This window comes from Variovorax sp. CAN15, from assembly GCF_030462475.1.
Classification (GTDB): Bacteria; Pseudomonadota; Gammaproteobacteria; order Burkholderiales; family Burkholderiaceae_C; genus Variovorax.
Genome location: NZ_JASMRZ010000047.1, coordinates 1 through 20,565, shown reverse-complemented (window position 1 = coordinate 20,565; position 20,565 = coordinate 1). Strand labels below are relative to the sequence as shown.

At 69.3% G+C, this 20,565-nt stretch carries 21 protein-coding genes; 16 read left to right on the top strand and 5 right to left on the bottom strand.

Translation table 11 applies throughout. The features are described 5' to 3' along the window. The first annotated feature begins 2 nt into the window (after nt 1-2). From QMO14_RS22855 to QMO14_RS22830, 6 genes are read left to right on the top strand one after another with little or no spacing between them, the layout of a single operon-like run. Nucleotides 3-857, top strand: coding sequence for an SURF1 family protein (locus tag QMO14_RS22855; RefSeq protein WP_301509941.1), 855 nt, complete (start codon nt 3-5; stop codon nt 855-857). Beyond that, nucleotides 844-1,524 (top strand): hypothetical protein, encoded by a 681-nt coding sequence (locus QMO14_RS22850; RefSeq protein ID WP_301509939.1) that lies wholly within the window; start codon nt 844-846, stop codon nt 1,522-1,524. Before QMO14_RS22855 ends, QMO14_RS22850 begins: the two co-directional genes overlap by 14 nt. A 25-nt stretch (nt 1,525-1,549) precedes the next feature. Beyond that, nucleotides 1,550-2,770: a heme A synthase gene (locus QMO14_RS22845; protein WP_301509937.1), complete on the top strand. Its 1,221-nt coding sequence runs from the start codon at nt 1,550-1,552 to the stop codon at nt 2,768-2,770. Further along, complete coding sequence (gene cyoE, locus QMO14_RS22840) at nt 2,767-3,672, top strand: heme o synthase (protein ID WP_301509936.1); 906 nt, start codon at nt 2,767-2,769, stop codon at nt 3,670-3,672. The genes QMO14_RS22845 and cyoE overlap by 4 nt, the downstream gene beginning before the upstream one ends. Before the next feature lie 13 nt (nt 3,673-3,685). Beyond that, entirely contained in the window at nt 3,686-4,303 is a 618-nt protein-coding gene (locus QMO14_RS22835; RefSeq protein ID WP_301509934.1) for an SCO family protein, read from the top strand. Nucleotides 4,304-4,319: 16 nt separating this feature from the next. Continuing rightward, the gene (locus QMO14_RS22830) at nt 4,320-5,144 is read left to right on the top strand and encodes a DNA alkylation repair protein (RefSeq protein ID WP_301509933.1); all 825 of its coding nucleotides are present in this window, start codon (nt 4,320-4,322) and stop codon (nt 5,142-5,144) included. A 44-nt stretch (nt 5,145-5,188) separates the two neighbouring features. On the opposite strand, the gene rpoH is transcribed toward QMO14_RS22830, so the two are convergent. Together rpoH and QMO14_RS22820 are read right to left on the bottom strand one after the other, a co-directional pair. Then, nucleotides 5,189-6,130: an RNA polymerase sigma factor RpoH gene (gene rpoH / locus QMO14_RS22825; RefSeq protein ID WP_301509932.1), complete on the bottom strand. Its 942-nt coding sequence runs from the start codon at nt 6,128-6,130 to the stop codon at nt 5,189-5,191. A 98-nt stretch (nt 6,131-6,228) separates the two neighbouring features. Continuing rightward, nucleotides 6,229-6,693, bottom strand: a complete 465-nt coding sequence (locus QMO14_RS22820) for a DUF962 domain-containing protein (RefSeq protein WP_301509929.1) — start codon at nt 6,691-6,693, stop codon at nt 6,229-6,231. Nucleotides 6,694-6,965: 272 nt separating this feature from the next. On the opposite strand from QMO14_RS22820, the gene QMO14_RS22815 reads away from it, so the two are divergent. Then, complete coding sequence (locus QMO14_RS22815) at nt 6,966-7,613, top strand: response regulator transcription factor (RefSeq protein WP_301509927.1); 648 nt, start codon at nt 6,966-6,968, stop codon at nt 7,611-7,613. After that, on the top strand, nt 7,610-9,418 hold the full coding sequence (locus QMO14_RS22810; protein ID WP_301509925.1) for a hybrid sensor histidine kinase/response regulator: 1,809 nt from the start codon (nt 7,610-7,612) through the stop codon (nt 9,416-9,418). The genes QMO14_RS22815 and QMO14_RS22810 overlap by 4 nt, the downstream gene beginning before the upstream one ends. 235 nt (nt 9,419-9,653) lie before the next feature. Here the strand turns inward: QMO14_RS22810 and ftsY are convergent, their stop codons facing one another. Further along, the gene (ftsY, locus tag QMO14_RS22805; protein WP_301509923.1) at nt 9,654-10,880 is read right to left on the bottom strand and encodes a signal recognition particle-docking protein FtsY; all 1,227 of its coding nucleotides are present in this window, start codon (nt 10,878-10,880) and stop codon (nt 9,654-9,656) included. Nucleotides 10,881-10,909: 29 nt separating this feature from the next. On the opposite strand from ftsY, the gene QMO14_RS22800 reads away from it, so the two are divergent. Then, nucleotides 10,910-12,352 carry a pitrilysin family protein gene (locus QMO14_RS22800; protein ID WP_301509922.1) on the top strand — a complete coding sequence of 481 codons (1,443 nt, stop codon included), beginning with the start codon at nt 10,910-10,912 and terminating at the stop codon, nt 12,350-12,352. Nucleotides 12,353-12,367: 15 nt separating this feature from the next. Beyond that, entirely contained in the window at nt 12,368-13,744 is a 1,377-nt protein-coding gene (locus QMO14_RS22795) for a pitrilysin family protein (RefSeq protein WP_301509921.1), read from the top strand. On the opposite strand, the gene QMO14_RS22790 is transcribed toward QMO14_RS22795, so the two are convergent. Next, entirely contained in the window at nt 13,741-14,655 is a 915-nt protein-coding gene (locus QMO14_RS22790; protein WP_301509920.1) for a LysR family transcriptional regulator ArgP, read from the bottom strand. The two genes, QMO14_RS22795 and QMO14_RS22790, sit on opposite strands and share 4 nt — an antisense overlap. Nucleotides 14,656-14,744: 89 nt before the next feature. On the opposite strand from QMO14_RS22790, the gene QMO14_RS22785 reads away from it, so the two are divergent. The 6 genes from QMO14_RS22785 to pxpA all read left to right on the top strand — a co-directional run bounded on the left by QMO14_RS22785 (nt 14,745) and on the right by pxpA (nt 19,217). Further along, a complete protein-coding gene (locus QMO14_RS22785; RefSeq protein ID WP_301509918.1) occupies nt 14,745-15,383 on the top strand; it encodes a LysE/ArgO family amino acid transporter in 639 nt (212 codons plus the stop codon). A 35-nt stretch (nt 15,384-15,418) separates the two neighbouring features. Then, entirely contained in the window at nt 15,419-16,096 is a 678-nt protein-coding gene (locus QMO14_RS22780) for an RsmD family RNA methyltransferase (RefSeq protein WP_301509917.1), read from the top strand. 43 nt (nt 16,097-16,139) lie between these two features. Beyond that, nucleotides 16,140-16,643, top strand: a complete 504-nt coding sequence (coaD, locus tag QMO14_RS22775; protein WP_126025542.1) for a pantetheine-phosphate adenylyltransferase — start codon at nt 16,140-16,142, stop codon at nt 16,641-16,643. Nucleotides 16,644-16,790: 147 nt separating this feature from the next. Continuing rightward, a complete protein-coding gene (gene pxpB / locus QMO14_RS22770) occupies nt 16,791-17,438 on the top strand; it encodes a 5-oxoprolinase subunit PxpB (protein ID WP_301509977.1) in 648 nt (215 codons plus the stop codon). After that, nucleotides 17,435-18,433 (top strand): biotin-dependent carboxyltransferase family protein, encoded by a 999-nt coding sequence (locus tag QMO14_RS22765; protein WP_301509915.1) that lies wholly within the window; start codon nt 17,435-17,437, stop codon nt 18,431-18,433. Before pxpB ends, QMO14_RS22765 begins: the two co-directional genes overlap by 4 nt. Nucleotides 18,434-18,482: 49 nt before the next feature. Next, nucleotides 18,483-19,217, top strand: coding sequence for a 5-oxoprolinase subunit PxpA (pxpA, locus tag QMO14_RS22760; protein ID WP_301509913.1), 735 nt, complete (start codon nt 18,483-18,485; stop codon nt 19,215-19,217). A 6-nt stretch (nt 19,218-19,223) separates the two neighbouring features. On the opposite strand, the gene QMO14_RS22755 is transcribed toward pxpA, so the two are convergent. Next, entirely contained in the window at nt 19,224-20,162 is a 939-nt protein-coding gene (locus QMO14_RS22755) for a LysR family transcriptional regulator (RefSeq protein ID WP_301509912.1), read from the bottom strand. Nucleotides 20,163-20,565: the final 403 nt, after the last annotated feature.

Sequence of the window (20,565 nt, the reverse complement as noted above, 5' to 3'; positions counted from 1 at the left end):
CAGTGAATCCCGTACCCCTGTATTCCGAAGAACGCCCCCGCCGGGGCCGCTTCCTGGTGATGACCATTGCCGCCGCGATGACCGTGTCGGCGACCATTTCGCTAGGCCGCTGGCAGCTCTCGCGCGCCGCGCAGAAGGAAGCGCTGCAAGCCAGCATCGACGCCGAGAGGCAGAAGCCGCCGCTGACGCAGGCCGAGTTCCTCGCCCTCGGCAAGGCCTCCGACGCGCTGCATCGCGCAGTACGGCTGCGCGGCCTCTGGCTGACGCCGCAGACGGTGTACCTCGACAACCGGCAGATGCACGGCACGCCCGGCTTCTATGTGCTGACGCCCTTCGCCCTCGAGGGCACGGAGCAGACGGTGATGGTGCAGCGCGGCTGGATCCAGCGCAATTTCGTCGACCGCACGAAGCTGGGCGCGGTTGAGACGCCGGCCGGGATCGTCGAAGTCACGGGCCTGATCGAGCCGCCGCCGAGCCACCTGCTGGAGCTGGGCTCCTCCGCGACGGCGCCCGCGCCCGTTGCCTCTTCGCCTGCAGCAGGGGCTTCCGAGCCCGCCGCAGCTGTGGCACCGGTCGCCCAAGGGTATTCGCCCATCCGGCAGAATCTCGACCTCGAGGCCTTCCGTGCCGAAACCAGGCTGCCCCTGCGCACCGACGTGTCGCTGCAACAGGGCGGGCCGGCTTCCGAGGGCCTGCAGCGCGACTGGCCGGCCCCGGCGCTGGGCCTCGAGAGGCACTACGGTTACGCATTCCAGTGGTTCGGCCTGTCGGCCCTCGTCGTCATCCTCTATGTCTGGTTCCAATTCATCACGCCCCTCCGCCGCTCAAGGCGCCGCGCACGCGATGGCCGCTTCTGACGAGCCGCTGGGCCTGACGGTGCATTCGATGCCGTCGCCCAACCAGGCGCTCGACGGCGCGGAGGGCCGGCGCACGGCCGTCGGGCGCTGGAAGATGATCGCGGTGATGCTGATGTGCGCGTCGCCGGTCATCGCCTCGTACTTCACCTACTACGTGATCCGGCCCGAGGGGCGCAGCGTCTACGGCGAGCTGATCGATCCGCAGCGCGAACTGCCGAAGATCGTTGCCACCGATCGCGGCGGCGCGCCCGTCGAGCTGAGCACGCTCAAGGGGCAGTGGCTGCTGGTGTCGGTGGCCGATGCCGCATGCGACACGCTGTGCGAGCAGCAGCTCTACCTGGCGCGGCAACTGCGCGAAAGCCTTGGCCGCGAAAAGGACCGCATGGACCGCGTCTGGCTCGTGAGCGACGCCGCTCCCGTGCCCGAGCGTTTGAACAACGGCCTGCATGGCGCGACCGTGCTGCGCGTGCCGGCCGAGCAACTGGCGAAGTGGCTCGCGCCCGCGCAGGGCCATTCGCTGGCCGAGCACCTGTACGTGGTCGACCCCATGGGCAACTTGATGATGCGCTTCCCCGCCCGCATGGACGCCGCCGGCGCGAGCCGCGCCAAGCGCGACCTCGACCGCCTGCTGCGCGCCTCGGCCTCGTGGGACGAGCCGGGCCGCTGAGAAGACACGACAGGCACGCCGCAACATGGACACCACCAGCTCGCTCTACGATCTGACGCCCATCGCCTGGCTCATGGCGGCCGGCGTGCTGATCGCGCTCGGCCCGCTGGTGTGGGTGTGGCGGCGCAACGCGGGCGCCGGCCCGGCGCGGCGGCTGCATGCGCTCACCGTGCTCACGCTGTTCCTCACCTTCGACCTCACGCTGTTCGGCGCCTTCACGCGGCTCACCGATTCGGGCCTGGGCTGCCCTGACTGGCCGGGCTGCTACGGCAACGCCAGCCCCCACGGCGCGCGCCACGAGATCGCGATGGCGCAGTCCGCGCAGCCGACCGGCCCGGTCACGCACAGCAAGGCGTGGGTCGAGATGGTCCATCGCTATCTGGCTACCGGCGTCGGCGTGCTGATCCTCACGCTTGCTGGCGCCACCTGGATCGTGCGTCGGCGCCAGAGCCGCATCCCGCCGGAGAAGGGCGCGGAGCACCACGCCACGCTGAGCGCGTGGTGGCCGGCTTTCACGCTGGTCTGGGTGTGCCTGCAAGGGGCCTTCGGCGCGCTCACGGTGACCTGGAAGCTGTTCCCCGCGATCGTCACGCTGCACCTGCTTGGCGCCGTGGTGCTGCTGGCGTTGCTGTGCATCCAGGCAGTGCACTACCGGCAGGCCGCCGCCGACCGGCTGCCCATTCCTGTGTCGCCCGCGCTGCGCAACGGCCTTATCGCGACCACGGTGCTGCTCGTGCTGCAGATCGCGCTGGGCGGATGGGTCAGCACCAACTATGCGGTGCTGGCCTGCACGCAGTTCCCGACCTGCCAGGACAGCTGGTGGCCGCCGATGAATTTTGCGCAGGGCTTCGAGATCTGGCGCCATCTGGGCGTGACCGGTGAGGGCCAGCCGCTCGATTTCTCCGCGCTCACCGCCATCCACTATGCGCACCGGCTGATGGCCTACGCGGTGTTCGTCGCGCTCGGCGTGCTGGCCTGGCGCATGCGCCGCGTCGACACGCTGCGCCCGCAGGCGCGATGGCTCGCGGGCCTCGCGCTGCTGCAACTGGCCACCGGCCTGGGCAATGTGCTGCTGGGCTGGCCGCTGGCCGCAGCCGTGCTCCATACCGGCGGCGCTGCGGCGCTAGCCGTGGTGCTCACCTGGGCGCTGTGCGAGAGCCGGCGCGCTCCGGCGGCGCGGATCGCCCATGCCAGTGAAAATACGGCCGGTCGCAACAACAACAGTCAAAGGAAGGCCGCCGCGTGAGCACCCCGATTTCCGTTCAGCAAACCGCCAGCGCCAACGTGCTGCGCCAGTACTACGCGCTGACCAAGCCGCGCGTGGTGCAGCTGATCGTGTTCTGCGCGCTGATCGGCATGGTGCTGGCCGTTCCCGGGCTGCCGTCGTGGGCCGAGGTGAAGCGCGCGGTGGTTGCCTGCATCGGCATCTGGCTGGTGGCCGGCGCGGCCGCGGCGTTCAACTGCCTGGTCGAGAAGGGCATCGACGCGAAGATGAAGCGCACCGCCTGGCGCCCCACGGCGCGCGGCGAACTCAGCGACCGGCAGGCACTGGTCTTTTCGGCGCTGCTGTGCGTGGCGGGCTCCGCGCTGCTGTGGTTCATGGTCAACCCGCTCACCATGTGGCTGACCTTCGCCACCTTCGTCGGCTATGCGGTGGTCTACACCGTGATCCTCAAGCCGCTCACGCCGCAGAACATCGTGATCGGCGGCGCCTCGGGCGCGATGCCGCCGGTGCTGGGCTGGGCCGCGATGACGGGCAGCCTCGATCCGGGCGCGTGGATTCTCTTTCTCATCATCTTCCTGTGGACGCCGCCGCACTTCTGGGCGCTGGCGCTCTACCGCGTGGAGGACTACCGCAAGGCCGGCCTTCCGATGCTGCCCGTGACGCACGGCAACGAGTTCACGCGGCTGCAGGTGCTGCTCTACACCTTCATTCTTTTCGCGGCCTGCCTGATGCCCTTCATTCACGGCATGAGCGGCTGGCTTTACCTGGCGGTGGCGGTCGCGGTGAGCATCGGCTTCACCGGCTACGCCTTCGCGCTGTGGCGCAACTACTCCGACGCGCTGGCGCGCAAGACCTTCCGCTTCTCGCTGATCCACCTGAGCGTGCTGTTCCTGGCGCTGCTCGTGGATCACTACATCCAGTGAGCACCAAGTTTCAATGAACAAGCGCAACGCTCTTCGACTGATGGCCGCCGGCGCCGGCTGGGTGGGCGTCAGCGCCGCGCTCGGCCTGGGTCTCTCGGCGTGCAGCGAAACCAGGCACAGCTTCAACGCCGTCGACATCACCGGCGCAGACTACGCCAAGGACTTCTCACTGAAGGATGCCGACGGCAAGGTCCGCACCCTGGCCGACTTCAAGGGCAAGCTGGTCGTGCTGTTCTTCGGCTACGCGCAGTGCCCCGACGTCTGTCCCACCACCATGACCGAGATGGCGCAGGTCAAGCAGCAGCTCGGCAAGGACGGCGACAAGCTGCAGGTGCTGTTCATCACGGTCGACCCCGCGCGCGACACGCCCGAGGTGCTGAAGGCCTACATGGGCGCGTTCGACCCGAGCTTCGTCGCGCTGATCCCCACGGCCGACGAGCTGGCCGCAGTGGCGAAGGACTACAAGGTCTACTACAAGAAGGTCGACGGCAAGACGCCGACCAGCTACTCGATGGACCATTCGGCCGCCAGTTACGTCTACGACACGCAAGGCCGGCTGCGGCTCTACGCGCGCTATGGCGCGGGCGTGGCGCCGATGGTGGCCGACCTGAAGACGCTGCTGGCTTCCTGAGAAGCGCCGACATCCGATGGCCGTCACCGATCCGCTCGGGCACCTGAAGGGACGCAAGGGCGCCTTCCGCATCGCGCTCATCCCGCCCGAGGTACTCGATGCCCTCAACGACGGGCTGATCGAAACCGTCAACCTCAACGAATTCCTCGCGCTCGAACTGCCCCGGCTCGCGCGCAGCGTGGCAGGGCATATCGGGCTCGACGCCGAGAGCGAACGGCTGGCTGACACCATCGCGATGTTGAGTGCCTTCAAGCCGATGCAGCGGCATGGGCATATCTCGCGCGCGCTCTACGACCTGGCCGCGCTGCACGACAAGCGCGATGCCGTCGCGCACCGGCTGGCCACGCATGCGAGTGACGTGGCACGTTGCTGGGCGGCGCAGTGGATCACGCTCTCGGGCCTGCCGCTGGCGGCGCAGCTGGAGTCGGTGCGCCGCTTCGCCGCCGACCCGCACTTCGGCGTGCGCGAGATCGCGTGGATGGCGGTGCGCGATGCGGTGAACGCATCGCTCGACGAAGCGCTCGAGCTGCTGCAGCCCTGGGTGTTCGATGCCGATCCCAACATCCGCCGCTTTGCCAGCGAGCTCACGCGGCCGCGCGGTGTGTGGTGTGCGCAGATCGAAGCGCTCAAGGCCGAGCCCTGGCGCGCGCTGGCGTTGATCGAACCGCTGCGCGCCGATACCAGCCGCTATGTGCAGAACTCGGTGGCGAACTGGCTCAACGACGCGAGCAAGAGCCAGCCCGAGTGGGTCGACAAGCTCTGCGCGCGGTGGCTGGCGGAGTCGGATGCCGCCGAAACCCGCTACATCGCGAAGCGGGCGCTGCGGACGCTCTCGAAATGAAAAAGCCCGGCAGTGCCGGGCCTTGTTCGTGATGGGCAGGGGGCTTACGCGTATTCCGCAAGCGCCTTCTTCATCTTCTTCATGGCCGCCACCTCGATCTGGCGGATACGCTCGGCGCTCACGCCGTACACGGCAGCCAGGTCGTGCAGCGTCATGCCGCCCGAACCGTCGTCGTTGACCTTGAGCCAGCGCTCTTCCACGATGCGGCGGCTGCGGTCGTCCAGCGCTTCGAGGGCGGTCGCGATGCCGTCGCTCGAGAGGCGATCGCGCTGCTGCGATTCAAGCAGGGCGGTGGGTTCCTGCGAGGCGTCGGCCAGGTAGGCGATCGGGCCGAAGCCTTCTTCGCCGTCGTCGGTCGGGCCCGGGTCGAGCATCACGTCACCGCCCGAAAGGCGGGTTTCCATCTCGAGCACTTCCTCGGGCTTCACGTTCAGGCGGGTTGCCATCTGCGAGACCTCGTCGGGGCTCAGGGTGTCGCGGTGCGTGCCGGTGTCGGCAATGGCCGAGTCGGCCTTGAAGCCCTGCTTCATCGAGCGCAGGTTGAAAAACAGCTTGCGCTGGGCCTTGGTCGTCGCGACCTTGACCATGCGCCAGTTCTTCAGGATGTACTCGTGGATCTCGGCCTTGATCCAGTGCATCGCGTAGCTCACAAGCCGAACGCCCTGGTCGGGGTCGAAGCGCTTCACGGCCTTCATGAGACCGACGTTGCCTTCCTGGATCAGGTCGCCGTGCGGCAGGCCGTAGCCCAGGTACTGGCGGGAAATGGACACCACGAGGCGCAGGTGCGACAGCACGAGTGCGCCTGCGGCTTCAAGGTCGTTGTGGTCGCGCAGCTTGCGTGCGTAGCCTTGCTCTTCTTCGAGCGTGAGCATGGGCAGGCGGTTGGCGGCCGAAATGTAGGCGTCCAGGTTGCCCAGCGGGGGAACCATCGACCAAGGGTTGGCGACGGCCAGCTGGTTGGCAGAGACTCCAGACAGCGTTGTCATCAGGGGAAACTCCTTTGTATTGGCCATATTAGCACTCGATTAGAGGGAGTGCTAATCCAAGGGTTCCCTTGAATTCCTATCGCCAGAATAGTCAAAGCCTACCAGCCGATTCCCAGCCTTAGGAAGAGCTTGGACAAGACGAAAAGGGGACCGACCCAGAGATATTGAATGTCTTCGAAGAACGACGGCTTCTTGCCTTCGATCTTGTGGCCCACGAACTGGAAGATCCAGGCCACTACAAAGATAGCGGCGGAAACCGGCAATACAAGTTCCCCCAGCGCATGCACCACCACGAGGGCCAAGGCGGTCAGTGCCACCATGGCCAGCAGGAAAGCCGGCGAGCGCAGCAACGCGTAGTAGACGAGGCTGGCGGCCACGAAGCCGTAGGCCACCCAGGGATGGATCGAAAACAGCAGCCCGACGATGCTCAGCATGATGGCCGGGATGGCCACGAAGTGGATCAGCTCGTTGGTCGGGTTGCGGTGGCTCTCCTCGTAATGGGCGAGCAGGCGGTCGACCTTGCGATCGCTGGCTTCGAGGGGGGCTGCGGCGGTGTGCGTCATGGCGAGTCTCCGTGGGCGCCGTGCGGTGCGGCGGGACTTTCCATGGTGCCCACAGAGAAGCCCGATGGCAAGTGCGCATGCCATGTGAAAATGCTATCAAATAAGTAGCATAAAGCACTACAGCCACGCCACTCGTCCTGACTTTTGGCACTGTCTCCAGAAGGTTGCACGGCTAAGATCGGCTGGTGCCTTCCTTCGACTCTCCCCCCGCATCCCGATCGCCGGCCGCGGAGTCCGGTACGGCCGCCCGCACGCCTCGGGCGATCCTGGTCGTGGACGACCACGACCTGTTGCGCCTGGGCGTCTGCGCCCTGGTGCAGGCCCAGGCCAGTCCCTCCGACGCGCGCATCGAAGTCTTCGAGGCCAGCAACGTCGCCGAGGCGCTTCGGCTCTACGAAGCCCACCAGTCTTCCATCGGCCTGGTGCTGCTCGACCTGGCGCTTCCGGACACCCACGGACTGAGCGGCCTGGCCGAGTTCCGCATGCGCTTTCCCGAGGCACGGATCGTGGTGCTCTCGGGCACAGGCAACAGTACGCTGGCGCAGGGCGTGCTCGCGCTGGGCGCCGCCGCCTTCCTGCCGAAGTCGGCCGACCTGAAGGAGGTCGTGAGCTTCATCCGCGCCTGCGGCCTGCTCGACGGCGGCCCCGACGCCACGCAACAGCAGCAGCAACCGGCGGCGGCCCCGGCCTTGCCCGGCAAGGCCCTCAGCGGCTACGCCGAGTTCGCCCATGCCAGCGCCTGGCAGGAGCTCACGCCACGGCAGATGCAGGTGCTGCAGTGGGTGCTCGAAGGCAAGGCCAACAAGGAAATCGCCCAGCTCGCGAACCTGAGCGAAGGCACGGTGAAGAACCATGTCTCGACCATCCTGCTGCTCTTCGGCATGCGCTCGCGTGCCCAGCTGATCAGCACTCTGCATTGAGCGTGCCGCCCGCCACGCCGAACGCCCCGACCGCCGACCATGCGCTCGGCCAGCGGGTGCTGCGCGAGCACGTCGCCTCGGTCTACAGCACCTACAGCGCCTCGACGCTCACGCACATGGCCTTCGTGGTCGTGTTCGGCGCCATCATCTATTCGCAGCTGAGGGACCCGAGCCTGCTGTTCTGGCTCGCCGGCCTGCTGATGGCGGACATCTATGTCTTCTTCACGCCGCGCTGGACCCCGTCGCGGCCTGTGCGCGAGAGCGCCTACTGGGCGCGCAAGATCTCGCGCGTGGTCACGCTGGTGAGCATGGTCACGGCGGTGGTGCCCTGGCTCATCGTGCCGCACAACAACCTGCCGATGACCTCGCTGCTGATGGCGGTGATCGTCGGCAGCTGCGCGCGGGCGGCGCAGTCGCTGTGGCCGCTGAAGCCGGCGCTCTTCGGCTACACCATGCCGATGTCGCTGGGCATGATCACGGCGCTGGCCTGGCAGGGCGACGGGCTGCACCTGTTCCTTGCGGCGGCCGGCGCGGCCTACCTGCTGCTGACACTCCATGCCGGCATCGGCCAGCACAAGCTGCTGACCGAGTCGCTGATGCTGCGCTTCGAGAACGAGGCGCTGGCCGCGCGGCTTGGCGAGCAGATCGCCGCCACCGAGCGCGCGAGCGAGGAGAAAACGCGCTTCCTCGGCACCGCCAGCCACGACCTGCGCCAGCCGCTGCACGCCATCGCGCTCTTCGGCGCCGCTCTGGAGAACGAACTGCGCGACCGCCCCGAAGGCCGCAACGCCGAGCGCCTGATGCGTGCGGTGAACGCGCTGGGCGCCTCGCTCGACACCATGCTCGACGTCTCGCGCCTGGACGCAGGCGTGATCACGCCCACGCCTCAGCCGGTGCAGCTCGATGCGCTGTTCCTGCCGCTCAACCACACCTTCTCGGCACGCGCCGAGCAGAAGGAGCTTCAATTGCGCGTGCGTGCCAGCGGCCTGTGGGTGCACAGCGATCCGCAGCTGCTGCACCGCATGCTGTCGAACCTGATGGACAACGCGCTCAAGTACACGATGCGCGGCGGCGTGACCGTCACGGCGCGAGAGCGCGGAGAGTCGGTGTGGATCGAGGTTCGCGACACCGGCATCGGCATCGCGCCCGAGCAGTCGGGGCGGATCTTCGAGGAGTTCTACCAGATCAACAATCCGGGCCGCGACCGCTCGCGGGGGCTGGGCATCGGGCTGTCGATCGTGCAGCGCCTGTCGCGGCTGCTGGGGCATCCGGTGCAGATGCATTCGCGTCCGGGGCGGGGCACGCATTTCCGGGTGGTGGTGCCCGTCGCGGGCGCCCCCGAGCGGGCGCCCGCCGGGCTGCTGCCGGCTTCCTTGGCCGGAGGGAGCGCGGCCGATGAGCGCAGGGTGCCGATGCTGGCACTGCCCGGCCGGGTGCTGCTGCTCGACGACGAACTGGAGATCCGCGAGGCCATGATGGGCCTGCTGCGCTCCCACTCCATCGAAGCCCATGCCGTGGCGAACGAGGCTGCCGCCCATGCGGCCCTGCGCCACGCCGCGCGCGAAGGCCGGCCCTTCGACCTGCTGATGTGCGACTACCGCCTGGCCGACGGCGTCGACGGGCTCGATGCCGGCCTGCGCCTGAGCCAGGTCGACGGCGCGGCAATGCCGCTGCTGCTCATCACCGGCGAAACCTCGCCGGACCGGCTGCAGCGGGTGCGCGAGTCGCAGGTGCCCGTGCTCTTCAAGCCGGTGGCGGCCGACCAGCTGCTGCAGGCGATGGCCGAGCTCACGGGCGCGAGATAGCTGGCACCGGCCTCCGTCAGCCAGCAATTGAATTCGTTTTTATTATTTTTGGCGGCAGAAGCGATGTGTAGGCGTCGTCTTCTGCGCACCCCATGACTTTCGGCACTGGCGGACATCTGCGCCGTGACCTATCTTCACTGCATCGCGTTTCCGCGACAGGAGTAGGTAGGGGAGAGAGAGAAAAAGTGATCGGCCCCGGCGCAAGCCGGGGCCGCTTTTTTCTTGTCGGCCCGGTTTATCCGAGCAGCGCCTGCGCGAACTCGCGGGCGTTGAAGGTTTCCAGGTCTTCCAGCTTCTCGCCCACGCCGATGAAGTAGACCGGAATCGGCCTTTCACGCGCGATGGCGCACAGCACGCCGCCCTTGGCCGTGCCGTCGAGCTTGGTCACGATCAGGCCCGTAAGGCCCAGCGTCTCGTCGAAGGCCTTGACCTGCGCCAGCGCGTTCTGGCCGGTGTTGCCGTCGATCACCAGCAGCACTTCGTGCGGCGCGGTGCCGTCGGCCTTGGTGACGACGCGCTTGATCTTCTTGAGCTCGTCCATCAGGTGCAGCTGCGTCGGCAGGCGGCCCGCCGTGTCGACCAGCACCACGTCCTTGCCGCGCGCCTTGCCGGCGTTCACCGCGTCGAAGCTGACGGCCGACGGATCGCCGCCTTCCTGGCTCACGATCTCGACGGTGTTGCGGTCGGCCCAGACCAGCAGCTGCTCGCGCGCGGCCGCCCGGAAGGTGTCGGCCGCCGCCAGCAGCACCGAGGCGCCTTCGTCGGCCAGGTGCTTGGTGAGCTTGCCGATGGAGGTGGTCTTGCCCGCGCCGTTGACGCCGGCCACCATGATCACGGTGGGCGTGAACTGGCCGATCACCAGCGGCTTCTCGAGCGGCTTCAGCAGATCGGCCACCGTCTCGGCCAGCAGCGCCTTGACCTGCGAGGCATCGGTGGCCATCTGGCGCTTCACGCGGCCGCGCAGGTCGTCGAGCAGGTATTCGGTCGCCTTCACGCCGGTGTCGGCCATCAGCAGGGCGGATTCGAGTTCCTCGTACAGCTCTTCGTCGATCTTCGCGTTGACGAACACGGCCTGGATGCCGGTGCCGGTCTTGCGCAGGCCGGTCTTGAGCTTGTCGAACCAGCCCTTGCGTTCGGTGGCGATGACGGGTTCGGCAGCCGGCGCGATGGCGACCGGTGCCGGTGCGGGCGCCGGAACGGGAGCTGGGGCCGGGGCAGGCGGCGGAACCGGGACGGGAGCAGGTGCCGGCGCAGCCACTGGGGCCGGCGCGGCGACGGGCGCGGGTGCCGGGGAGGGCGCGGGCGTTTCTTCCGCCACCGGCTTCGAGCCGAACCAGCTCGATGGCGAGAACACCGAGCGTGCCGGTGCAGGTTCCGGAGCAGGCGCCGCCGGGGCCGGCGGGGTGGGCGCCGGCGCGTCGGGGGTCTCGGCAGGCGGTTTTTTCTTGAAGAAACTGAACATCAGGAGCTTTTTACAATCCGAGCCATTCTATGAAACACCTTCCGCCACGCCGTGCTGCGTCTGGTGCGGTGCTGGCGATGGCGCTCCTGGCGCCATGGGCCGTGCCTGCCCGGGCCCAATCCGCCCCGCCTTCCGCCGCAGCTGCCGCCGCGGCTCCCGGCCCCCAGCAATTCACGCTCGCCAACGGCATGACGCTGATCGTGCAGCCCGACCGGCGCTCGCCCACGGCGGTGCAGATGGTCTGGGTCCGCGTCGGCTCCATCGACGAGGTCGACGGCACCTCCGGCGTGGCCCATGCGCTCGAACACATGATGTTCAAGGGCACCAAGGACATCAAGCCCGGCGAGTTCTCCCGCCGCGTGGCCGCCCTCGGCGGCCAGGAAAACGCCTTCACCACCCGCGACTACACCGGCTACTACCAGCAGATCCCGGTCGGCAGCCTGGAGCAGGTGATGAAGCTCGAATCGGACCGCTTCGCCAACAACCAGTGGCCCGACGACGAGTTCAAGCGCGAGATCGAGGTGGTCAAGGAAGAGCGCCGCCTGCGCACCGAAGACCAGCCGCGCGCCCTGCTCGGCGAGCAGCAGAACGCGGCGGTCTTCACCGCCTCTCCCTATCACCGCCCCGTGGTCGGCTGGATGAGCGACCTCGACGCCATGACGCCCGAGGACGCGCGCGCCTTCTTCAGGCAGTGGTACGTGCCCGCCAACGCCGTGCTGGTGGTGGCCGGCGACGTCGACGTGGCCCAGGTGCGCGCCATGGCCGAGAAGTACTACGGCCGCATCCCCTCGCGCGCCGTGCCCGCGCGCAAGCCGCGCATCGAGCCTGCGCAGCGCGGTATCCGCCGCATCGAGCTGAAGGCGCCGGCCGAGCAGGCCTACGTGTCGCTCGCCTACCGCGTGCCGCAGCTCGCCAGCATCGACGACGTGAACAGCGACGCCTGGGCGCTGGTGGTGCTTTCCGCCGTGCTCGACGGTTATTCCGGCGCCCGGCTCGACCGCGCGCTGACCCAGGGCCCCGACCGCGTCGCCGATTCGGCCGGCGCCTATTCGGGCTTCATCGGGCGCGGGCCGCAGCTCTTCGTGCTCGACGGCGTGCCGGCCGCCGGCAAGAGCGCCGAAGCGGTCGAGGCCGCGTTGCGCGCCCAGGTCGCGCGCATCGCCAAGGATGGCGTGGGCGAGGCCGAACTGGCCCGCGTCAAGACCCAGTGGGTGGCGAGCGAGACCTACAAGCGCGACTCGGTGATGGCACAGGCGCGCGAACTCGGCAGCAACTGGATCCAGGGCCTGCCGCTGGATGCCAGCGAGCGCATCGTCGCGCGGCTGCAATCCGTCACGGCCGCCCAGGTGCAGGCCGTGGCCGCCAAGTACTTCGGCGACGACCAGCTCACCGTCGCCACGCTGCGTCCCCTGCCGCCCGAAGCCAGGCCGCGTGGCCGTGGCTTCGCCGCGCCCGCGGGCGAGATGCGCTGAAAGGTCAGGATTCCCATGCAGAAAACTTTCATCAAGACCGCGCGGCGCGCCCTGATCGCGGGTGCGATCGCCGTGGCGGGCATCACCGGCGCGCAGGCCGCGCTGCCCATCCAGCACTGGACGCTGGCCAACGGCGCCAGGATCTACCTGGTGTCGACCAACGCGCTGCCCATCGTCGATGCGCAGCTCGACTTCGACGCCGGCAGCCGCCGTGACCCGGCGCCGCAGGCCGGCCTGGCCAGCGTCACCGCGACCATGGTCGAGAAGGGCGTGCGCGCCGGCAAGAGCGGCGAACCCGCGCTCGACCAGAACGCCCTGGGCGAAGCCTGGGCCGATCTGGGCGCCAGCTTCGACGTGAGCGCCGGCACCGACCGCACCAGCTACTCGCTGCGCTCGCTGTCCGATCCGGCGCTGCTGAACAAGGCGGTGGCGCTGGCCGCGCGCGAGATCGGCGAGCCTTCCTTCCCCGACGACGTGTGGCAGCGCGAGCGCGAGCGCATCAACGCCGCCATCAAGGAAGCCAACACCAAGCCCGCGACCGTCGCGGGCCGCGCCTTCGCGGCCGACGTGTACGGCACGCACCCCTACGGCCAGGAAGTGACGGAAGAGACGCTCGCGCGAATCGACACCGCCGCCATGCGCCAGCGCTACCAGCAGCTCATCGTGCCGTGCCGCGCCAAGCTCAGCATCGTCGGCGCCGTCTCGCGCGCCGAGGCCGAGAGCATCGCGACCACGCTGCTGTCGCGCCTGCCCGGCCCCGAGGCCTGCACGCCGCTGCCGGTTGTCGCCCCCGTGGCGGCGCTGACCGCGCCGAAGAACGAGCGCATCGCCTTCGATTCGGCGCAGGCCCACGTGCTCATCGGCCAGCCCGGCTACCCGCGCAAGGACCCGGACCACTTCGCGCTCACGCTGGGCAACTACGTGCTCGGCGGCGGCGGTTTCGTCTCGCGCCTGATGAACGAGGTGCGCGAGAAGCGCGGCCTGACCTACAGCATCTACAGCGGCTTCGCGCCGGGGCTCGAGGCGGGCGCGTTCCGCGTCGGCTTCCAGACCCGGCCCGACCAGGCCGAGGAGGCCGTGAAGGTGTCGCGCGAAGTGCTCGCGAAGTTCGTGGCCGAAGGCCCGACCGCCGCCGAGCTGAAGGCCGCCAAGGACAACCTGATCGGCGGCTTCCCGCTGCTGCTCGACAGCAACCGCAAGCTGATCGGCAACGTCGCCAACATCGCCTGGCACGACCTGCCGCTCGACTACCTCGACACCTGGACCGCGCGCATGAACGCGGTCACCGCCGCCGACGTGAAGGCCGCCTTCCAGCGCAAGCTGCAGCCCGAGCGCATGGTGACGGTGGTAGTGGGCGCCAAGGACGCCAAGACCGCCAAGGCGCAGCCCTAGTCCAATGCGTGCGGGCCGCTGGTGGCGGCCGCGCGCACTGCGGCGCCGAGCCGCTCCAGCAGCTTGGGCGCCGCGCGCGCGTGCTGCCAGTAGAGAGGCACCGGCAGCATCGAGTCGGGCACCAGCTCGACCAGTCTTCCTTCCTTCAGCGCCCCGGCCACCATGCTGACCGGGTGCATGCCCCAGCCCATTCCCGAGCACGCCGCCTCGACGAAGGCGCTGGGCGAGGGAATCCAGTGCCTCGGCGTCTCGACATTGCGGTGGCAGATGCGCCGCACCCAGCGTGCCTGCAGCCTGTCCTTGCGGTCGAACACGAGGCTGGGCGCGCTCGCCAGCGTGCGGGCGCCCACGCCCTTGGCGAAATGCTCGCGCACGAAGCCGGGGCTGGCGGCCGCCACGTAGTGCGTCGTGCCCAGCGCCTCGCTGTTGCAGCCCGCCACCGGCTGGGCCAGCGCGGTGACCGCCGCGAGCACCGCGCCGCTGCGCAGCCGCTCGGCCGTGTGGTCCTGGTCGTCCACCGTCAGGTCGAGCAGTGCGCCCGGCTCCTGCGCAGTGAAGGCCGCCGCGGCTGCGATGAACCAGGTCGCGAGCGTGTCTGCATTGACCGCCACGCGGATCGTGACGCGCTCGCTGCCTGCCTCGTCGCCACCCATGCCCAGGGCGGGCAGGGCGTCGCGCAGCTCGTGTTCCAGCATGCCCACGCGCTCGACGTGCCGGCACAGCTGCTGGCCGGCCTCGGTCGCGACGCAGGGCTGGCCGCGCACCAGCAGCGCCCCGCCGGTGCGTTCCTCCAGCTGCCTGATGCGCTGCGATACCGCCGAGGGCGTGACGTGCAGCGCGCGGGCGGCGCGTTCGAAGCTGCCTTCGCGAACGACGGCGGCGAGGGCGTTCAGGGCGGCGTAGTCGAGCATGGGCTGGGCCTGATGGAATGAAGAAAAACTGAATCTGCTTAAGAAAGTTTAGTTTGAATTAATCCGGTGCGGACGGCATCCTCGAATGCATGCAAGCCGTACACGTCACCACCGCCTTCGCCAACGGGCTCTTCATGAGCCTGGTCCTCATCGTCGCCATCGGTGCGCAGAACGCCTATGTGCTGCGCCAGGGTTTGCGCCGCGAGCACGTCGGCCCGGTGGTGCTCTTCTGCGCCGCCAGCGACGCGGTGCTGATCGGCGCCGGCGTGGCCGGCATGGCGCAGGCGCTGCAAGGACGGCCGATGCTGGCCACCGTGCTCGCGGGGCTGGGGGCCGCTTTCCTGTGCGGCTACGGGCTCAAGGCGCTGTGGCGTTCGCGGCAGCCCGCGGCGCTGCAGGCTTCGGCGCAGGGCGCTTCGTCGCTGTCGCGCGCGGCGGTGCTGGCGCAGGCCGCTGGCTTCACGCTGCTGAATCCGCATGTGTACCTCGACACCTTACTGCTCGTGGGCAGCGCGGGTGCGCAGTACGCGGGGCTGCTCAAGGTCTGGTTCGTGGCGGGCGCCACCACGGCGAGCGTGGTGTGGTTCACCTCGCTGGGCTTCGGCGCGCGGCTGCTCGCGCCGGTGTTCGCGAAGCCGCGCGCCTGGCAGATGCTCGATGCGCTGGTCGGCGGCACCATGCTCGTGCTGGCGGCGATGCTGGCGCGGCGTGCGCTCACCGGGGCTTGAGAGATCGGCGGATGTGGCGGCGTTAAGCTCGCCGCATGCCCCAGCCCCAGAAGAAAGCCTCCCCAGCCTCCCGTTCCGCGCCAGCCGGGAACAAGCCCAAGCCCGCGGTGAAGCGCCCGTCGAAGCCCAGCGAGGTGCGCATCATCGGCGGCCAATGGAAGCGCACCCGCCTCGCCGTGGCCGACAAGCTCGGCCTGCGCCCCACGCCCGACCGCGTGCGCGAGACCCTCTTCAACTGGCTCGCGAGCCTGGCCGGAGCAGGCGGCGGCGAGCTGCCTGGCTGGCAGTGCGTGGATGCCTTCGCGGGCACCGGCGCGCTGGGCTTCGAGGCCGCTTCGCGTGGCGCGGCCAGTGTGCTGCTGTGCGAGCAGGACGCGGCGCTCGTCGCCCAGCTGCAGGCCGTCAGGACCAAGCTCGAGGCCGAGGCCGTTCGCATCGAGCGCGGCAACGGCCTCACCGCGCTCGAACGCGTGCCGGCCGGCAGCCTCGACGTCGTGTTCCTCGACCCGCCCTTCGACAACACCGCGCTCCACGAGCCGGCCTTGCGTGCCGCCGTGCGCGCGCTGCGCGCCGGGGGCTCGGTTTACCTCGAGGCGCCGCGCCGCTGGAGCGACGAAGAGCTCGCGGCGCTCGGCCTCTCGGCCTTCCGCTATCTCAAGGCCGGCGCCGTTCACGCACATCTGCTGAGGCCCGCCGCGCAGGGGACTGCATAATCCGCCGGACAAGCCGCACCGGCAGCATGAGGAAGAAGCAACCATGGCCAGCAACGTCATCGCGGTTTATCCCGGCACTTTCGATCCCATCACCCTCGGTCACGAGGACGTGGTGCGCCGTGCCACCCAGCTCTTTTCGAAGGTGATCGTCGCTGTCGCGGCGGGCCATCACAAGAAGGCGCTGTTCACGCTTTCCGAGCGCATGGACATGGCGCGCGAGGCCGTCAAGCCCTACAGCGACCAGGTGTCGGTCGAGAGCTTCTCCGGCCTGCTGCGCGACTTCGTCGTTGCGCGCGGCGGCAAGGCCATGGTGCGCGGCCTGCGCGCCGTGACCGACTTCGACTACGAGTTCCAGCTCGCCGGCATGAACCGCTCGCTGATGCCCGACGTCGAGACCGTCTTCCTGACCCCGAGCGACAAGTACCAGTTCATCTCCAGCACCTTCGTGCGCGAGATCGCCATGCTCGGCGGCGAGGTCCACAAGTTCGTCTCCCCGAACGTGGAGCAGCAGCTCGCTGCAAAAGTCCGCAGCCTCGGACGTGAATAAGCTCTCCCCCAGGCTRCGCGCACTTCGTGTCGCTTCGCCAACCCCCTCACCGGGGGCGACACCGGTGGCCCGGCAGAGCCGGTTCCACGGTGTCCCGCGAAAAGCCCGGCCTTGACCGCGGGCCGACTTGAAGTGAACGACCTGCCCTTGCCCCGCCTGCATCTGCTGGGCGATGCAGCGCTGCTGTGCGATCTGCCCGCGCCCGCCACGCTGGCGCAGCAGCAGCGCATCTGGGCGCTGGCCGAGCATGCGCGGCAGTGGCCCGGCGTCGGCGAGACGCTGCCGGGCATGAACAACCTCACGCTTACCTTCGATCCGACCGAGATCGACCTCGACACGCTCACCGCGCGCGTGCTCGAAGCCTGGCCGAAGCTGTCCGCCGGCGCGGTCGAGGGCCGATTGGTCGAGATCCCCGTGGCCTATGGCGGCGAGCACGGGCCCGACCTGGCCGAGGTTGCGGCCCATACCGGTTTCACGCCGGCTGAGGTGGTGCGGCGCCACACCGCTGCCGAGTACGTCGTCTACCTGCTGGGCTTCCTGCCCGGCTTCAGCTTCATGGGCGGGTTGCCTCCCGAACTCGCCACGCCGCGCCGCGCCGAACCGCGCCTCGCGGTGCCCGCGCGCTCGGTCGGCATCGGCGGCGAGCAGACCGGCATCTACCCGCTGGTGTCGCCGGGCGGCTGGCAGCTGATCGGCCGCACGCCGCTCGAGCTGTTCGACCCCGCGGCAGAACCGCCGACGCTGCTGCGCCCCGGCGACCGCGTGCGCTTCGTTGCCGAGAGCGTGCAGACATGATCGTCGTACGCAGACCCGGCGTGCTCGCCTCGGTGCAGGACCTGGGCCGCCACGGCCATCGCCAGCTCGGCATCTGCCCGGGCGGCGCGCTCGACGTGCTCGCGCTCACGCTGGCCAACCGGCTGGTGGGCAATGCCGATCGCGCGGCCGGCCTGGAACTCACCATGGGCGGCTGCGAGCTGCAGTTCGAGACCGATACGCGCATCGCGCTCGCGGGAGACGACTTCGGCGCCAGCCTCGACGGCGTGCCGATCTGGCCCTGTTGGAGCGTGCCCGTCGCGGCCGGCCAGACGCTCAGGCTCGCGGGCGCGAACGCCGCCGGCACGAAGAAGACCGGCGTGCGCAGCTGGCTGGCGGTTGCGGGCGGCATCGACGTGCCGCCGGTTCTCGGCTCGCGCAGCACCGATCTCAAGGCCGGCTTCGGCGGGCTCGAAGGCCGTCCGCTGCGCAAGGGCGACCGTTTGGCGACGGGTGTTTCGACGCTCGATGCCGCGCAACGCGAACGCCGACCCTTCGGCATCCGCGGTCCCGACTGGGGCCCGGCCGAGGACGACGGCGCCATCGCCCTGCGCGTGCTGCCCGGCCCCGAGTTCGAGCTGTTCACGCTGGCCGCGCGCGAGCAGCTGTGGGGCGAGCGCTGGCGCATCACGCCGCAGAGCAACCGCATGGGCAGCCGCCTCGAAGGCGTCGAGCTCAAGCGCAAGCGCGGCGGCGACATGCTCTCCTCGGGCGTGATCCCCGGCACGATCCAGGTGCCGCCCTCGGGCCAGCCGATCATCCTGATGGGCGACGCGCAGACCACCGGCGGCTATCCGCGCATCGGCGTGGTCATCCGCGCCGACCTCTGGAAGCTCGCGCAGGCGCCGCTCAACGGCAGGCTGCGCCTGGTACAGGTCGACCAGCCGCAGGCGCTGGCCGCGTGGGCCGGCCAGCAGCGCTACCTGTCGCAGGTGGCGCAAGGCCTTGCCGCTGCGGGCTGGCCGAACGCGGCATAGACTGCCCGGAAATCGCGAGAAAGCGCGAGAGAGAAAAAGGAAGCCCACGATGCAAATCGATCTGAATGCCGACCTCGGCGAAGGCGCCGGCAACGACGAAGCGCTGCTCGCGCTGGTGAGCTCCGCCAATATCGCCTGCGGCTGGCACGCGGGCGACGCGAAGACCATGCAGCAGTGCGTGCGCTGGGCGATGCGCAACGGCGTGGCCATCGGCGCGCACCCCAGCTTTCCCGACCGCGAGAACTTCGGCCGCAGCACCATGCACCTGCCGCCCGGGGAGATCGTCGCCAACGTGCTCTACCAGGTGGGCGCGCTCGCGGCCATCGTGAAGGCCGAGGGCGGCAAGCTCTCGCACGTGAAGGCCCACGGCCAGCTCTACAACCAGGCGGTGAAGGAGCCCGAACTCGCCGACGCGCTGTGTGAGGCCGTGCGCCGCTTCGACCCCTCGCTCAAGTTCTTCGGCCTGGCGGGCAGCAACATGATCGACGCGGCCCGCCGCGCGGGCCTCGAGCCCGTGGAGGAAGTGTTCGCCGACCGCGGCTACATGCCCGACGGCAGTCTCGTGCCGCGCAGCCAGCCCGGCGCGCTGATCGAGAGCGAAGAGCAGTCCCTCGCGCAGACCCTCTCGCTCGTGCGCGACCGCCGCGTGACCGCCATCGACGGCAGCGTCGTGCCGGTCAATGCGCAGACCGTCTGCCTGCACGGCGACGGCGCCCACGCGCTGGCCTTCGCACGCCGCATCCGCGAGCGGCTGGAGGCCGAGGGCATCGCCGTGCGCGCTTGATGCCGGCTATGCCGGGCTTCCAGCGGTCAGGTCGCTGACCCAGCTTTCCCCAGCTTCGGCGCAGTACTCGCCCACGATGTCCCGCGTCAGCCTGCTGACAGCGTGCGCGGCCGGCGCGGTGTCGCGCAGATGGGCCACGGTGATCGTCATGGGCGGCAGCACGGGGCCCTCGCGCACTTCGAGACAGCCCGCGCCCAGCTCGTCGCGCACGAAGATCGGCGGGATCGCCGCCACGCCGAAGCCGCCCTTGGTCAGCTGGATGATCGACTGCACCGAGGGGAAGCTGCATACGCGCGGCTCGGCAGGGCGCCCCGCGAACAGCGCCCGCACATGCGCCCGCGGCCCCGAGGTGCGCGAGAAGGTGAGCACAGGCACCCGTTCCAGGTCTTCCAGCCGCAGGTCGCGCTCCTTGGGCAGCATCGCGGGGCGCGCGATCCACTGCATCGGAAAGCGGCACAGCGGCGCGACGGCCGTGTCGCCATCGCCGGCCGCTTCGGTCATGTCGTCGTTCTGGATCAGCAGGTCGAACCTGCGCTGGCGGAACTGCTCGCGCAGGTTGTAGGCGGTGTCGACCGTGATGTCGGGCTCGATGGCCGGCAGCCGCTCGCTCAGCGCCTGGATCAGCTGAGTCAGCCAGGTGTGGACCACGGTCTCGATGACGCCGATGCGCACCCGGCCCGAGGGCGGCGCGTCGGGGTGGACCGATAGCTTGAGCTGGCGCTCCAGCGTGAGCATCTGCTCGGCCTGGCTGACCACCTGCTCTCCAAGGATGGTGAGCTTGAACGCACGCTGCGAGCGGTCGACGAGCGGGACGCCCAGTTCCTCTTCCAGCGCTTCGATTCGCTTGGACACGGCCGCCTGGGTGGTGCAGAGGACCTGGGCCGTCTGTCGAAAGCTCTTGAGCCGGTCGAGCATGACCAGCGTCTCGAGAAAACGCGTGTTCATTGGTGAATCTTCTCCCTGATTGCCAAGTCTGTTGAGTTTTTGTTATCAGTTTGTTCAACAAAAACTCGTTCGACACCTGTCGGGGGCGCATGTTTTCATAAAGCCGTCATCCAGACAAAGAGGTGGAACCCTCCCCGGAACGGCCGCACGAGTCGTGCCAGGAGGCCCGCTGATTTCGTGTCACACATCACAGGGAAAGGCGAAGAATGAAACGGACGACGGCAATCCGGCGGCTGGCGGGGCGCGCCACGCTCGGCGCTTGTTGCGCTGCGGCGCTGGCCAGTTGTGGGGGCGGAGGAGGCGGCGGCGGGGCCGATCCGGCGACGCTGGCGGCCATTGCCGCGGCGGCGGCTGCGGCCGCKGGCGGGCCGGCACCCGCCCCGGCGCCGCCCCCGGCGCCGCC